Below are 14,258 nucleotides of genomic sequence, written 5' to 3' on the forward strand. Positions count from 1 at the left end.
CGTTGTGCCTTGAGCCGGCCGGTGTCGCGCCGGCCGGCTCCATTCAGACTGTTGTGCCCGCTTGGCTCAGAACTCCTGCCAGCTGGTGTCGTTGCTGGGCGCGGTGACGACCATGCGCGGCCTGGCCGCGGCGGTGCGTCCGGCCGCTGCCACCTTGGCCTTCAGCGCGGGAGTCACCACCGGGCGCGGCGGCACGGTGCGCACCGGAGCCTTGGCATAGGCATGGGCATCGGTCTTGAACACCGCAACGGCGTCGGTGAGCTGGGTGGCCTGGTCTTCCAGCGCCCGTGCGGCGGCAGTGGCTTCCTCCACCAGCGCGGCGTTCTGCTGGGTGGTCTCGTCCATCTGGGTGACGGTCTGGTTGACCTGCTCGATGCCCGAGGATTGCTCCTGCGAGGCGGCGGAGATCTCGCCCATGATGTCGGTGACCCGCTGCACGCTGGAGACGATCTCGCCCATGGTCTTGCCGGCGCTGTGCACCAGCACCGACCCCTCGGAGACACGCTGCACCGAGTCGTCGATCAGCCCCTTGATCTCCCTGGCGGCCGCCGACGAGCGTTGCGCCAGCGTCCGCACTTCCGAGGCGACCACGGCAAACCCGCGCCCCTGTTCGCCGGCACGCGCCGCTTCCACCGCCGCGTTCAAGGCCAGGATGTTGGTCTGGAACGAGATGCCGTCGATGACCGAGATGATGTCGGCGATCTTCTTGGAGGAGGCTTCGATCCCGCTCATGGTCTCGACCACCCTGCTGACGATCTCGCCGCCCTGCGAGGCCACACCGGCCGCGCCGATGGCGAGCTGGTTGGCCTGACGTGCGCTCTCGGCGTTCTGCTTGACGGTGGAGGTGAGCTCTTCCATCGAGGCAGCGGTTTCCTCCAGGTTGGCGGCCTGCTGTTCGGTGCGCTGCGACAGATCCTGGTTGCCGGCCGCGATCTCGCTGGCGGCGCCCTTGATCGACACCGCCGAGGCCTTGATGCCGCTGACGATCTCGGCCAGCTGCGTGGCCGTGGCGTTGGCATCGTCGCGCATCTGCGCGAACACGCCGCGGAAGTCGCCGCTCATGCGCGCGGTGAGGTCGCCGGCGGCGATGGACTGCAGCAGGCTGGACAGCGACTGCAGATTGCCGTCGGCGGTGGACATCAGGTTGTTGAGGCTTTCCACCATCAGGCGGAAGTCGTACTGGAAGCGCTCGGCATCGCCGCGGGCACTGAAGTCGCCGTTGGCCGCCGACACTGCCAGGTGCTTGATCTCGGTATTCATTGCGCCGAGATTGACCTTGACCTGCGCCATGGTCTCGCTGAGCACGGCCTTTTCGCCGGGCAGTTTCTCCATGTCCTCGGACAGGTCGCCGATCGCGTAGCGGCCCATGATCTGCGCCAGACGCAGCTTCACCGCGATGTGCGAGCCCACCAACGTATTGGTGTCATGCGCCATGCGGCCGTACTCGCCGGGGAAGGCGTCGGCATCGATGCGGAAGCTGATCTGGCCATCGTCGTGGCGCCGGGCCATGTCGGTCTGGGCGGCGAGCAGGTTGCGCAACTGCAGCTGCATCTTGCTCATCGCCTTGAGCAGGCGGCCGCTTTCGTCGTTGAACTGGGTGTCGACGTCGTTGTCCAGCTTGCCGCCGGCAATCGATTCGGCCGCGCGGGTGGCCCGGCTCAGCGGCTGGGTCAGGCTGCGGGTGATCAGCAGGCCCAGCACGCCGCTCAGCAGCACCACCAGCAGGGAGCCGGCGATCAGTAGCTTGCGCGAGTCGTCCATCGATTGCAGCGCAACGGCGGAGGCCTCGGCCGACAGCGTGTTCTGCAGCGCGATGTTCTCGGCGATCTTGTCCTGCCACTGCTGCATCGCCGGTGCGGCCTTGGTCAGCAGCAAGGGCAGGGCCTCATCGCTATGGCCGGTCTGGACCAGGTCCATGACCTGGTCGTTGAGTACCTTGACCACGGCGCGGCGGCGATCGATTTCTGCGCGGATCTCCCGGCCCTGGTCAGACGGTGGAATCGCATACAGTGCTTCGCGTGCCTTGGAATAGTCGGCGCGCGCAGCCTGGATGGTCTCGATAAACTTGAGATTATCTTCGCTGCTGGTTGGCAAAACCACATTGCGGATCTGCATCGCAATAATGTAGTTGGCATTCATCATGTCGTTGGACAGGCGAATCTTCACCATGTTCTGGTGCACCAGATCGTCGACCAGGGTGCGTGCCGAGCTCAGCCCGCGATAGCCGATAATGGCAATGAGGGCGGAGAGAACGATCAGCACGGCAAATGCCGCCGCCAGTCGGGGGCCGACGTTATAGCGTTGAAGAAATGCAGTCATGATCAATTCCCGGCAGGCGGTGCGCAATGGATGGGAGCGATCAGGTGACGCCGAACAGTGTCTGCGTCACATGTCGCTATGCGCAGTAACGGCGCACGACAGCATCGCTGAATACCTCGATATCAAAAAAATATATAACGCGGTCAGGCTTGTGAAAAATAATAAATCGCGAGAATGGAATTGATCGGTTTGTGTAATCGTTATCGGCGGGGGATGACGGCGGACTCGACAATAATCGTATTGCTACATAAATAAAAAGTTATTCGAATGCTGCTTTATTTGTTATCGGGTTGATGCGCCTTTTAAAAAGCGTGGCGCGGCATAAAAAAAGCCGCGCTCTGGAGAGCGCGGCTTGCGTTTGACGGCGGCCAGTGCAGCGGCCGCTGCGGCGTGGCCTAAAACTCGGCCCAGTCCGATTCGTTGGACGGAGCCAACGCCACGGCAGCACGTGCCGCCGGCCTGGCGACCTGCGGCCTAGGCGCCGGTGCGCTGGCCGCGGCAGGCCGCTTGGCAGCGAGTTGGCGCACCACCGGCGTGGCGCGGGTCACTGCTTCGAGTTCGGCTGACAGGCGGAACAAGGCGACCGCCTCGGTGAGCTGTTGCGCCTGTTCTTCCATCGACCGTGCGGCGGCGGTGGCTTCTTCCACCAGTGCGGCGTTCTGCTGGGTCGCCTCGTCCATCTGGGTGACGGTCTGGTTGACCTGCTCGATGCCGGCCGACTGTTCCTGCGAGGCGGCGGAGATCTCGCTCATGATGTCGGTGACGCGCTGCACCGAGGAGACGATCTCGCTCATGGTGCTGCCGGCCTGGTTCACCAGCGCCGAGCCTTCGGCCACCTTGCTGACCGAATCGTCGATCAGGCTCTTGATTTCCTTGGCGGCGCCGGCAGAACGCTGTGCCAACGTGCGCACCTCGGAGGCGACCACGGCAAAGCCACGGCCCTGTTCGCCGGCACGCGCCGCTTCCACCGCCGCGTTCAAGGCCAGGATATTGGTCTGGAAGGCGATGCCGTCGATGACCGAGATGATCTCGGCGATCTTCCTGGACGAGGTCTGGATGCCGGACATGGTGTCCACCACCTGGCTGACCACGGCGCCGCCGTGCGAGGCCACGTCGGCCGCACCAATGGCGAGCTGGTTGGCCTGGCGCGCATGCTCGGCGTTCTGCTTCACCGTGGAGGTGAGCTCTTCCATCGAGGCGGCGGTTTCTTCCAGGTTGGCGGCCTGCTGCTCGGTGCGCTGCGACAAGTCGTTGTTGCCGGCGGCGATTTCGCCGGCAGCGGTGTTGATGGCCAGCGTGGAGTGCTTGATGCGGCCGACGATATCGGTCAGGCGCTGGGTGGTGGCATTGGCATCGTCACGCAGGCGCGCGAACACGCCGTGGAACTGCCCGTCCATGCGTGCGGTCAGGTCGCCTTCGGCCACCGCGCCGAGCAGCTGCGACAGCTTGCCCAGATTGCGGTCGCTGACCTCCATCATCGAGTTCAGATCCGCCACCATCACCGCGAAGTCGTACTTGAAGCGCGCCGCATCGCCACGTGCGCTGAAGTCGCCGGCGGCTGCGGCCTGCGCCAGCTGCTTGATCTCGGTATTGATCGACAACAGGCTGGCCTTGGCCGCATCCATCGCTTCATGCAGGATCGCGCGGCTGGCCGGCAGGCGGCGTGCGTCCTGGGTCAGGTCGCCCTGTGCGTACTGGTTGAGGATGCGCACCGCGTCGGTGATGGCATCCAGATGCTCGAAGATCATCGTGTTGATGCCGCCGGCCAGCGTGCCGTACACACCGGGGAAATCCTCCGGCATGCGGTGGGTGATGTCTTCGGCCGCATGCAGGTGTGACATGCGCGCGGTCTCGTCGCTGAAGCGGCGCAGCATCTGCGTCATGCCGCTGGTGGCCTCGAGCATCTGGCCGATCTCGTCGTTGCTGGTCTTGTGGACCTGCACGCTCAGGTCGCCGCGCGAGACCGCCTTGATGGCGCCCAGCGCCTTGGACAGCGGATTGGTGATGCTGCGAGCGATCAGCCAGCCAAAGGTTACCGACAGTGCCGCCATCAGCAGCGTGCCGAGCAGCAACACCGCGCTGGTCAGCTTGAACGAGGCGCTGCTGGCGGCAACCATGTTGGCCAGCGCGGTCGACTGCTCGGCATACATTTTGTCGATCGTCTCGAACAATTCCTTGCGAATGTCACCGGATTGCTTGTTTGCAAGCACTGCCGCCGCATAGTCGGGCTGCTTGTAGAGCGTACGCAGCGTCTTGTTGGCTTGAAAGTAGCTCGCGCTTTGTTCGGCAAGCTTGGTGTACGCGGCCTTGAGCGGCGACGCAGCGTCGATCTTCGCTGCCAGCGCCTTTTGTGTCTGCGCGTACTTGCCCTGGATATCATCCATGCGGGTGAGAAAGTAGGCATAGCGTTCCGGATCCTCGAGATTGACGAACTGACCGGATTCGTAGATACGGAATTCGCCACCGAAGGCACGCAGCTCCGAGAGTTTGCTCAGGATCGGGACGACATCCTCATTGATCAGCACTGCCTGCTGCTGCATCTGCCGCATGCGTGAATAGCCCAGGCCGCCCAGCAAGGCGGTGAGCACGGCGCTCAGGCAGAAGGCAACCATCAGTTTGCGGCGGATTGGCCAATCGTTGAACTTGTTCATCAGTGACTCCGGGACATTGCGCAGGGATGCTCTCCAGCACGCTAACGGCTGCCCGGCCTGATTCTTTATTTTTGAAGGATGAACGGTAGGGCCGCCAGCCGGTGTGTGCGGCGATCAGCCGCCGGCAACGCGGCCGTGGCGGGCAGGGTGCGCACGCCGGTGGCGCTGACGGTGCACGGGAGCCGCCCCGGTCAGGGCAGCGCCGCTGCACTCAGAAATCCTGCCACTGGCTGTCGTTGCCGGCGGCACGGCCGGGCGACTTGCGGGTAGGGGGACGCGGCGGCATGGCAGCGCGCTTGTTGCCGGTCGGCGGCCGTGTGGAGGGCGCAACCGGGCTGACGCCGGGTGTGGCGGCAGCGGCAATCGCCGCCGGCCCACCGACGTGGCTGAGCTTGAACACCGCCACCGCATCGGTCAGCTGGCCGGCCTGTTCTTCCATCGCGCGTGCGGCGGCGGTAGCTTCTTCCACCAGGGCCGCGTTCTGTTGGGTGGCTTCGTCCATCTGGGTGACGGTGAGGTTGACCTGCTCGATGCCGCTGGACTGCTCCTGCGAGGCGGCGGAGATCTCGCCCATGATGTCGGTCACGCGCTGCACGCTGGCCACGATCTCGGCCATGGTGGTGCCGGCCTGCTGCACCAGCGACGCGCCCTGCGCGACCTTGCCCACCGAGTCGTCGATCAACTGCTTGATCTCTTTCGCCGCGCCGGCCGAGCGCTGCGCCAACGTGCGCACTTCGGTGGCGACCACGGCGAAACCACGGCCCTGTTCGCCGGCACGCGCCGCTTCCACCGCCGCGTTCAAGGCCAGGATATTGGTCTGGAAGGCGATGCCGTCGATGACCGAGATGATCTCGGCAATCTTCTTCGACGAGACTTCGATGCCGGACATGGTGGTGACCACCTGCGCCACCACCGCGCCGCCATGCGAGGCGACATCGGCCGCGCCGATCGCCAGCTGGTTGGCCTGGCGCGCGTGCTCGGCGTTCTGCTTGACGGTGGAGGTGAGCTCCTCCATCGAGGCGGCGGTTTCCTCCAGGTTGGCGGCCTGTTGTTCGGTGCGCTGTGACAGGTCGCTGTTGCCGGCGGCAATCTCGCTGGCGGCCGCGTTGATCTGCGTGGCCGAGGTCTGGATGCCCGCCACGATGCCGGTCAGTTGCGCCACGGTGGCGTTGGCATCGTCGCGCATGCGGGCGAACACGCCCTGGAACTGTCCGTCCATGCGCACGGTGAGGTCGCCCTCGGCCAGCGCGCTGAGCAGGCGGGAAATACGTTCCAGGCCTTGCGAGGTGGTTTCCAGCAGGCCGTTGAGCTGACGGCCGAATTCCAGATAGAAGCCGTGCTTGTCGTCCAATGCCAGGCGTTGGCCGAAGTCGCCCATCAGCGCCGATTGCACCAGCGCGGCGACCTCTGCCTGCGTGCTGACCTCGGCGCTGACATTGCGCCACAGCAGCATGCTGCCGCTGCGATGACCATCGGCGGCGTACAGCGGGGTCATGCTCAGATCCAGCGTCACCGGCCCGAAGGCGTAGCGCTCCAACGTGGTGGACTGCAGTTGTTGCAGGCGTTGCAAGCGTGCCTTGCCGTCGGCATCGGTGCCGAACACATAGTCCAGCGGATTGCCGACCACCGCATCGGCGCTGAAGCCCTGCTGGCCCTTGGCATGAAACGCCGCTTCGCTGCGCTTCAACGAGTTGTGCAGCGCCTGGGTGATGAACACCGCCGTGTGCTGCTCGTCGGCCAGCAGCACTTCCATCTCCGAATGTTCCAGCGCGGTGCGGATGCGCAGGTTTTCGTTGGCGATCTGCGCATCGCGTTCGATGCGCTGGCGCAGGTCGGTCTGCATGCGCTGCATGGCGCCCATCAGGCGGCCCACCTCGTCCTGGCGCTGCGCGGCGATCTGGTTGTCCAGCTTGCCGGAGGCAATGGCACCTGCCACCTTTGCAGCGGCATCCAGCGGGCCCACCACCTGACGGCGCAACAGTGCGAACAGCGCAACGCTGAGCACCAGCGCCGAGCCCAGGCCGACCGCCAGGATGGTCCACAACAGGCGATGTGCCTGCTGCATGATCGCCGCATACGGCACCACCACGCCCAGCGCAAAACGCTCCTGCGCGTGGCCGATCTGCAACGGCACATAGGCGCTGACCGTGCCGGCGGCGTCCGGCGTGAAGTCCAGATAGTCCTTGCCGGCCCTGGTGGCCTCCAGCATCGCGCGGTAGTCGGCACCGTCGGCCGGCTTGCCGATCCGCGCAGCGTCGCGCGAGGCCAGAATCACCCCGGCCGGCGAGATCAGCTCGACATAGCCGTCGTCCATCGGACGCAACGCGCTCAGGCGTTTCTGCAACGCGGCCAGGGCGAAATCCACCGACACCACGCCCACGTACTTGCCCTGATCCATGATGGGCGTGGACAAGGTGGTCATCAGCACCGGCTTGCCGCCGATCTGGTAATCGTAGGGGCCGGCCACGATCTGCCGGCCCAGCTCGCGCGGTTTGAGGTTCCAGTCGCCGTCGCCGGGCTTTTCGTAGCCGACCAACGGCTCGCGGATCAGCGACTGCCCGTTGTAGGCCCAGTAGGTCATGAAGCGACCGCTGCTGTCGTGACCCTGGGCATCGACATAGTCGCCGTCCTTGCCGTCGAAGGCCTGCGGTTCCCACAAGGTGCCCATGCCCACCCATTCGGGATGGTTCTGCAACGCGTCGTGCACGATCGCCGCCGCCGCCTCGCGGCTCACCCCGCCATGCGCACGCTGCGCCAGCAGGGCGCTGGCGAGCGACTGGCCAGTGGTGAATGCCTGCCCCAGCTCGCTGCCGATCTGCTCGGCCTGATAGCGCGCCGCGCCCTGCATCGTGGTCTGTGCCGAAGCGATCAACGCGCGACTGCTTTGCCAGTAGCTGATCGCCGCGGTCAGGCCGAAGCATAGCAATGCAGCGACCGCGGCGCCGAGCATCAGGCGGTACGCCAGACTGCCGCCGGAGCGGGATTGCGTGGGGGGCGAGGGCATGGGCGTGGCTTCGAAGTGAGGAGGTGGTACGGGAGAGCGATCTGGTGGCGATCAGCTGGCGACGCGCAGGGCCTCCGCGCGCGCGGCACCACGGCCGGGGCCGCGCTGCACGGGCGAGACCGCGGTCACCCGGAAGCTGGACACCGCCTCGTCGAGCTGCTGCGCCTGCTGCTGCATGGCGGCGGCGGCGGCGGTGGCTTCTTCCACCAGCGCGGCGTTCTGCTGGGTGCTCTCGTCCATCTGGGTGACGGTGAGGTTGACCTGCTCGATGCCGGCCGATTGCTCCTGCGAGGCGGCAGAGATCTCGCTCATGATGTCGGTCACGCGCTGCACCGAGGACACGATCTCGGCCATGGTCTTGCCGGCCTGATCCACCAGCGCCGAGCCCTGCGCCACCTTGCCGACCGAATCGTCGATCAGGTGCTTGATCTCCTTGGCCGCGCCGGCCGAGCGCTGCGCCAGCGTGCGCACCTCGGAGGCAACCACGGCAAAGCCGCGGCCCTGTTCGCCGGCACGGGCGGCTTCCACCGCTGCGTTCAAGGCCAGGATGTTGGTCTGGAAGGCGATGCCATCGATGACCGAGATGATCTCGGCGATCTTCTTCGACGAGGTCTGGATGCCGGACATGGTGTCCACCACCTGGCTGACCACCTGGCCGCCTTGCGAGGCCACCGATGCGGCGCCGATTGCCAGCTGGTTGGCCTGGCGCGCGCTTTCGGCGTTCTGCCTGACCGTGGAGGTGAGCTCTTCCATCGAGGCGGCGGTTTCTTCCAGGTTGGCTGCCTGTTGTTCGGTGCGCTGCGACAGGTCGTTGTTGCCGGCGGCGATCTCGCTGGCCGACCCGGTGATGGCACCGGCGGCCTGCTGGATGCGCCCGACGATGCCGGCCAGCTGCGTGGCGGTGGTGTTGGCATCATCGCGCATGCGCGCGAACACGCCGTGGAACTCACCGTCCAGGCGCGCGGTGAGGTCGCCCTCGGCCAGCGCGGCCAATAGCTCGGACAGCTTGCCCAGGTTGCGGTCGCTGACGTCCATCATCGCGTTGAGGTCGTTGATCATGCGCGCCGAGTCGTGCCTGAAACGCGTGGCATCGCCGCGCTGGCTGAAGTCGCCGTTGGCCGCAGCCTGGGCCAGCCGCTTGATCTCGGTGTTGATCGCCAGCAGGCTGGCCTTGGCCGCATCCATCGCTTCGTGCAGCACCGCCCGGGTACCGGGCAGGCGCGCGGCGTCGCGCGACAGGTCGCCTTGCGCGTACTCGTTGAGGATGCCGATCGCATCGATGATGGCGTCCAGGTGTTCGAAGATCATCGTGTTGATGCCGCCGGCCAGCTCGCCGTAGACGCCGGGGAAATCGGTGGGCATGCGGTGGCTGACGTCTTCGCCGGCGTGCATGTGCATCATCACCTTGGTCTGCGCGGAGAAGCGCTCCAGCGTATGCACCATGTCGTCGGTGGCCTTGAGCATCTGGCCGATTTCATCGCTGCCATGCTGGGCGGTGCGCACGCTCAGATCGCCACGCGCCACGCCCTTGATGGCGGCAAGCGCGCGCGACACCGGCTCCAGCACCGAATTGCCGATCAGCCAGCCCACCAGCAGGTTGAGCAGCACCAGCACGCCGCCGGCCAGGGTGACGATGCCGGTGAAGACCAGCGCCTGCGCCTGGGTGTCGTCCAGATACACGCCGGTGCCGATCACCCAGCCCCACGGCTTGTACAGCGAGGCGTAGGAGGTCTTCTGCACCGGGTCTTTTTCGCCGGGCTTGGCCCAGGCGTAATCGACGTAGCCGCCGCCGGCCTGCGCCGCGCTGACGAAGGCCGGGAAGATGCGCTTGCCGTCGGGGCTCAGCACATCGTTGAGCGGCTTGCCGATGAGGTCCGGGCGGGTGGGGTGCATCAGCATCACCGGCGTCTGGTCGGTGACGTAGATGTAATCCACGCCGCCACGTGCGCGCATGGTGGACAAGGTATGCAGCGCGGCCTTCTTGGCGCTGTCCACATCCATCTCGCCTTTCTCGGCGCGCTCGGCATAGCCATTGACCACCGCGATGGCCATTTCGATCTGGCTCTTGAGCCCGTCGCGGCGCGTATCGGTGAGATCCACGTATTGCAAGCGTGCGGCGATCACCGCCAGCACGATGATGCCCAGCGCCACCAGCGCGGTCTGCGCCAGAAACTTGCGCTTCAGCGGTACGTTGGCCAGCGTGTTTGCAATCGTGGTCTTGAAGGTCATGGCAGGTATCCAGCAAAGGAATGTGACCGAGGTAAGTCGAATAGCGACCTGATCCCCAAAATGTTGAGCAGTGCGCGACAGCCGGCGTGAGGGCGTTTTTCAGTGCGTTTTTGCAGGTGCGCCAGCCGCACCTTGGGGGCGTCATACGGTTGCCATGGCGATGCGGCGGCGCGTATCGGGCCGGGCAGGGCACGCGGCCCGTGGACCCGCTGGCCAAGGCAGTGCGCACGAGGGCGACGGGACCTGCAGCGCAGGCCGGCGCTTCGGCGCACGTCGCGCAGCGCGGGGCTGGCTGGCTGGCTGGCTGGAGAGCCTACGACGCCGCTGCGACTATCGCGGTCGCGAGGCGTGCAATGCTCAGTGGCGTTGCGTTGTGCCCACGCTGGCCATCGATTGCTGCAGGGTGTGCAGTTGCGTCCACAGCCGTGCGTCGCCTGCATGGTCCAGCGACAAGGCCTGCGCAGCCTGCAGGTCGCCGGCATGCAGGGCGCGGTTGGCCTGGCGCTGCTGCGCCAGATACTGGCCCAGTTGCTGCTGCACCAGCGCAAACTGGCGCGCCTGCTCGCCCTGTGGCGCGCTGGCCTGGACGTAGCCCGCATGCCGTGCGATGCGTTGACGCAGGTTGCCCAGGCGCTCGTCGTAGGCCTCGATGCGGGCGGGGTCATGCGCTGCGGCAAGCTGCGCCCGCTGCTCGTCGCGCAACTGCACCAGGTCGATGGCGAGGGACTGCAGCGCGTTCACCGGCACGTTGTCCAGCAGGACCGACACCGGCGCGGCCGGTGCTGCAAAAGACGGCGGCAGCGAGATGCTGGCAGCCAGCAGCGCGGCGGCGCACACCGAGCCCAGCAGGTGGCGGACAGCGCGTGGTGAGTTGACGGTGGGCATGCGGACTTCCTTCGACGTGGCGCGGGCCAGGCAGCCCTCATTGCTCCCTGTATCGGCCGCCGCGGCGCGCGCTTGATCACCTTTCGACGGACGGCACGTTTGCGGGGGAAACGTAGGGGTATTGCGAACGGGCGTGCGTCTGTCGGTCGCTGCCAGATGGCAGAACGCCCCGGCAGGATCGGGGCGTGTTGAGCGTCTTCGTGGTTGGCCCTGCGCGCGTGGGTAGGCGCTGCGCCGGACATGTTCCGACACGCCGGGGCAGCGGCTGCAGGCCATGCGGCACGCGTCGCGGGGCAGGTGCGCAATTGCAGGACTGCGCCGGGCACTGCGGTGCCTGGCAGAAATGAAAAGCCCCGGCATCGCTGCCAGGGCTTTGTCGTGACCGCACATAATCTGCGGCCTTTTCTCCCGTGGGAGAAGGAGCCACACCGCGCTTGGTGCGTGGCCTGGCGTGTTACGCGGCCTGCGGCACACGCAGGGAGCGCACCAGCCCGCCGATGTCCACGATCAGCGAGACCCGGCCATCGCCCAGGATGGTGGCGCCTGAGACACCCGGGATACGGCGGTAGTTGTTCTCGATGTTCTTGACCACGACCTGTTGCTGGCCGAGCAGCTCATCCACTTCCAGCGCGATCTTCTGGCCGTCGCCTTCGACCACCACCACCAGCGGTTCCTGCGAAGACTGCTGCCCGCCGAAGCCGTAGTAGTCGGTAAGCGACAGGATCGGCAAGTACTCGCCGCGCACCCGCAGCACCCGACCGTCGCCGGCCATCGAGCGGATGTCTTCCGGCGCCGGTTGCAGTGCCTCGAGCACGTAGGCCAGCGGCAGGATCAGGGTTTCGCCGGCGACCGAGACGGTCATGCCGTCCAGGATGGCCAGGGTCAGCGGCAGGCGGATCAGCACGCGGGTACCGCTGCCGGCGTTGCTTTCCAGCTGCACTTCGCCACCCAGGCCCTGGATGTTGCGGCGGACCACGTCCATGCCCACGCCACGACCGGACAGGTCGGTCACCGCATCGGCGGTGGAGAAACCCGGTGCGAAGATCAGGTCCCACACCTGCGCGTCGGTCGGGTTGTCCGGCACGGCGATGCCGCGTTCGGCGGCTTTTTCCAGGATCTTGGCGCGATTGAGGCCGCGGCCGTCGTCGCTGACTTCGATCACGATATGGCCGCCCTGGTGCGAGGCCGCCAGGGTGATCGTGCCGGTTTCGTCCTTGCCGGAGGCGCGACGCGCATCGGGCATTTCCAGGCCGTGGTCGATCGAGTTGCGCACCAGGTGCACCAACGGATCGGCAATCTTTTCGATCAGGCCCTTGTCCAGTTCCGTGCCTTCGCCGATGGTGCGCAGGCGGACCTGCTTGCCGAGGCGGCTGGAGAGGTCGCGGACCAGGCGCGGGAAGCGACGGAACACCGCGTCCACCGGCAGCATGCGCACGCCGATGACCGCTTCCTGCAGGTCGCGGGTATTGCGTTCGAGCAGATCCAGGCCGGCGAACAGCTGTTCGGCATGCGCCGGATCCAGGCCGGTGGAGACCTGCTTGAGCATGGCCTGGGTGATGACCAGCTCGCCGACCAGATTGATCAGGGCATCGACCTTGTCGACGCTGACGCGGATCGAGGTTTCCGCTTCGGCTGCGGCGGCCTTGGCCGGCGTGGCAGCGGCGGCGGCAGGTTCGGCAGCGGCGGCAGGTGCCGCAGCGACGGCGACAGGCGCAGCGGCGGCTTCGACGGCCAGGCTCGGCGGCGGGCCGGGCACCGCCATCGGGCGGATGTCCAGCTCGCAATCGTCCACCACCCAGGCGAAGGTGTCTTCGATCTTGCTGCGCGGAATCTTGCCGATCAGGCCCAGATCCCAGGCCAGGTAGGCTTCCAGCGGGTCGATGTTCTCAAAGCCCGGCATGCGCTCCAGGCGCGCGGCAATCTGCAGCGGGCCCAGGTGCTCGAGCTCGCGGATGATGCGCAGCGGGTCGTTGCCGCTCATGAACAGTGACGGCGCCGGGGTGAAGCCGATATGCCAGGCCTCGGGTTCTTCTTCCTTCGGCTTGGCCACCGCCGCGGCGGTCGGCGCTTCGCCGGCCAGCACCGCGTTCAAACGGGTATGCACGGCCTTGACCGCGGCCGGGTCGGCCGGGGTGCCGTGTTCGGCTTCGCGCAGCAGCGCGCGCAGCACGTCGACCGAGCCGAGCATGGCATCGACCGCATTGGGCTCGAGCTGGCGCTTGTTGGAGCGCAACTCGTCCAGCAGCGTCTCCAGCACGTGGGTCAGGCCGGCGACCGCTTCGAAACCGAAGGTGGCGGCGCCGCCCTTGATCGAGTGCGCGGCGCGGAACACCGAGTTGATGATTTCCGGGTCGCGGTTGCCCTCTTCAAGGGACAACAGCCCGGCCTCCATCGCGTCCAGCCCTTCGCGGCTTTCCTCGAAAAAGGTGGCGTGGAAACGTTGCAGGTCCATGCTCATGGGCGTGACATCCGATGGTGAGGCAAGTGGAATTAACCCAGAACTTTCTGGACGGTGGCGATCAGCTGTTCCGGGTTGAACGGCTTGACCAGCCAACCGGTGGCACCGGCGGCCTTGCCTTCGGACTTCTTGTCGGCCGCCGACTCGGTGGTGAGCATCAGCATCGGGGTGAACTTGTAGTCCGGCAGCTGGCGCAGCTCACGGATCAGCGAGATGCCGTCCATGTTGGGCATGTTCACGTCGGTCACCACCGCGTTGAAGCGTTGGCCCTTCGCGCGGCCCAGCGCCACGGCGCCGTCCTCGGCTTCTTCGACGGCAAAGCCGGCAGAGGTGAGGGCGAAAGAGACCATCTGGCGCATTGACGCCGAATCGTCCACCACCAAGATACGTGCGCTCATGCGGCGTTCTCCACAGATTTCAGGTTGTCATTGGATGCGGAAAGTCCGAGCGCGTCGGTGACGCCGAGCAGACGGGCCGCATCTCTAAAAGTGTCGTTGCAGCCATCGAATTCGGTATGCAACCCCGCCTGGCGGCGGGTCTGCACAAAGGCACAGAGCAACTGCACGCTGGCGGTATGGATACGCCGGACGTCGCCGGCATTGAGCACCACCTCGCCGTCCTGGGCCAGGAACGCGGCAAGCTTCTGCTTGAGGTCGGCGCTGGTCTCGATGCCGAGATCCTCACCCAATGTCACTGTGCTCATTGTTGCTCC

Annotated in this window: 9 protein-coding genes; 1 reads left to right on the forward strand and 8 read right to left on the reverse strand. The window is 66.2% G+C overall.

Annotation, left to right across the window (positions count from 1 at the left end; all coding sequences use genetic code 11):
- Nucleotides 1-66 precede the first annotated feature (66 nt).
- Nucleotides 67-2,319 (reverse strand): methyl-accepting chemotaxis protein, encoded by a 2,253-nt coding sequence (locus tag EO170_RS04385; RefSeq protein WP_126942732.1) that lies wholly within the window; start codon nt 2,317-2,319, stop codon nt 67-69.
- Between EO170_RS04385 and EO170_RS04390 the strand changes: the two genes are divergently transcribed.
- Nucleotides 2,318-2,503, forward strand: a complete 186-nt coding sequence (locus EO170_RS04390) for a hypothetical protein (protein ID WP_126942735.1) — start codon at nt 2,318-2,320, stop codon at nt 2,501-2,503. The two genes, EO170_RS04385 and EO170_RS04390, sit on opposite strands and share 2 nt — an antisense overlap.
- Nucleotides 2,504-2,714: 211 nt before the next feature.
- On the opposite strand, the gene EO170_RS04395 is transcribed toward EO170_RS04390, so the two are convergent.
- From EO170_RS04395 to EO170_RS04425, 7 genes are all read right to left on the reverse strand, one after another.
- The gene (locus tag EO170_RS04395; RefSeq protein ID WP_126942738.1) at nt 2,715-4,970 is read right to left on the reverse strand and encodes a methyl-accepting chemotaxis protein; all 2,256 of its coding nucleotides are present in this window, start codon (nt 4,968-4,970) and stop codon (nt 2,715-2,717) included.
- A gap of 211 nt (nt 4,971-5,181) precedes the next feature.
- Nucleotides 5,182-7,974, reverse strand: coding sequence for a methyl-accepting chemotaxis protein (locus EO170_RS04400; RefSeq protein ID WP_164740898.1), 2,793 nt, complete (start codon nt 7,972-7,974; stop codon nt 5,182-5,184).
- A 51-nt stretch (nt 7,975-8,025) separates the two neighbouring features.
- Nucleotides 8,026-10,203: a methyl-accepting chemotaxis protein gene (locus EO170_RS04405; protein WP_126942741.1), complete on the reverse strand. Its 2,178-nt coding sequence runs from the start codon at nt 10,201-10,203 to the stop codon at nt 8,026-8,028.
- A 357-nt stretch (nt 10,204-10,560) separates the two neighbouring features.
- Entirely contained in the window at nt 10,561-11,088 is a 528-nt protein-coding gene (locus tag EO170_RS04410; protein ID WP_047125429.1) for a hypothetical protein, read from the reverse strand.
- A gap of 454 nt (nt 11,089-11,542) precedes the next feature.
- Nucleotides 11,543-13,546, reverse strand: coding sequence for a chemotaxis protein CheA (locus tag EO170_RS04415; protein WP_016904976.1), 2,004 nt, complete (start codon nt 13,544-13,546; stop codon nt 11,543-11,545).
- A gap of 32 nt (nt 13,547-13,578) precedes the next feature.
- Nucleotides 13,579-13,944 (reverse strand): response regulator, encoded by a 366-nt coding sequence (locus tag EO170_RS04420; protein WP_002806565.1) that lies wholly within the window; start codon nt 13,942-13,944, stop codon nt 13,579-13,581.
- A complete protein-coding gene (locus EO170_RS04425; RefSeq protein WP_026064926.1) occupies nt 13,941-14,249 on the reverse strand; it encodes an STAS domain-containing protein in 309 nt (102 codons plus the stop codon). The genes EO170_RS04420 and EO170_RS04425 overlap by 4 nt, the downstream gene beginning before the upstream one ends.
- Nucleotides 14,250-14,258: the final 9 nt, after the last annotated feature.

The organism is Xanthomonas sp. BRIP62409 (genome assembly GCF_003992965.1).
In the GTDB taxonomy this organism is placed as follows: Bacteria; Pseudomonadota; Gammaproteobacteria; order Xanthomonadales; family Xanthomonadaceae; genus Xanthomonas; species Xanthomonas euroxanthea.

Bases quoted from the DNA above. Each gene is read 5' to 3' on its own strand.
- EO170_RS04390 (WP_126942735.1), top strand. From the start codon at position 2,318: ATGATCAATTCCCGGCAGGCGGTGCGCAATGGATGGGAGCGATCAGGT.
- EO170_RS04385 (WP_126942732.1), bottom strand. From the start codon at position 2,319: ATGACTGCATTTCTTCAACGCTATAACGTCGGCCCCCGACTGGCGGCG.
- EO170_RS04395 (WP_126942738.1), bottom strand. From the start codon at position 4,970: ATGAACAAGTTCAACGATTGGCCAATCCGCCGCAAACTGATGGTTGCC.
- EO170_RS04400 (WP_164740898.1), bottom strand. From the start codon at position 7,974: ATGCCCTCGCCCCCCACGCAATCCCGCTCCGGCGGCAGTCTGGCGTAC.
- EO170_RS04405 (WP_126942741.1), bottom strand. From the start codon at position 10,203: ATGACCTTCAAGACCACGATTGCAAACACGCTGGCCAACGTACCGCTG.
- EO170_RS04410 (WP_047125429.1), bottom strand. From the start codon at position 11,088: ATGCCCACCGTCAACTCACCACGCGCTGTCCGCCACCTGCTGGGCTCG.
- EO170_RS04415 (WP_016904976.1), bottom strand. From the start codon at position 13,546: ATGAGCATGGACCTGCAACGTTTCCACGCCACCTTTTTCGAGGAAAGC.
- EO170_RS04420 (WP_002806565.1), bottom strand. From the start codon at position 13,944: ATGAGCGCACGTATCTTGGTGGTGGACGATTCGGCGTCAATGCGCCAG.
- EO170_RS04425 (WP_026064926.1), bottom strand. From the start codon at position 14,249: ATGAGCACAGTGACATTGGGTGAGGATCTCGGCATCGAGACCAGCGCC.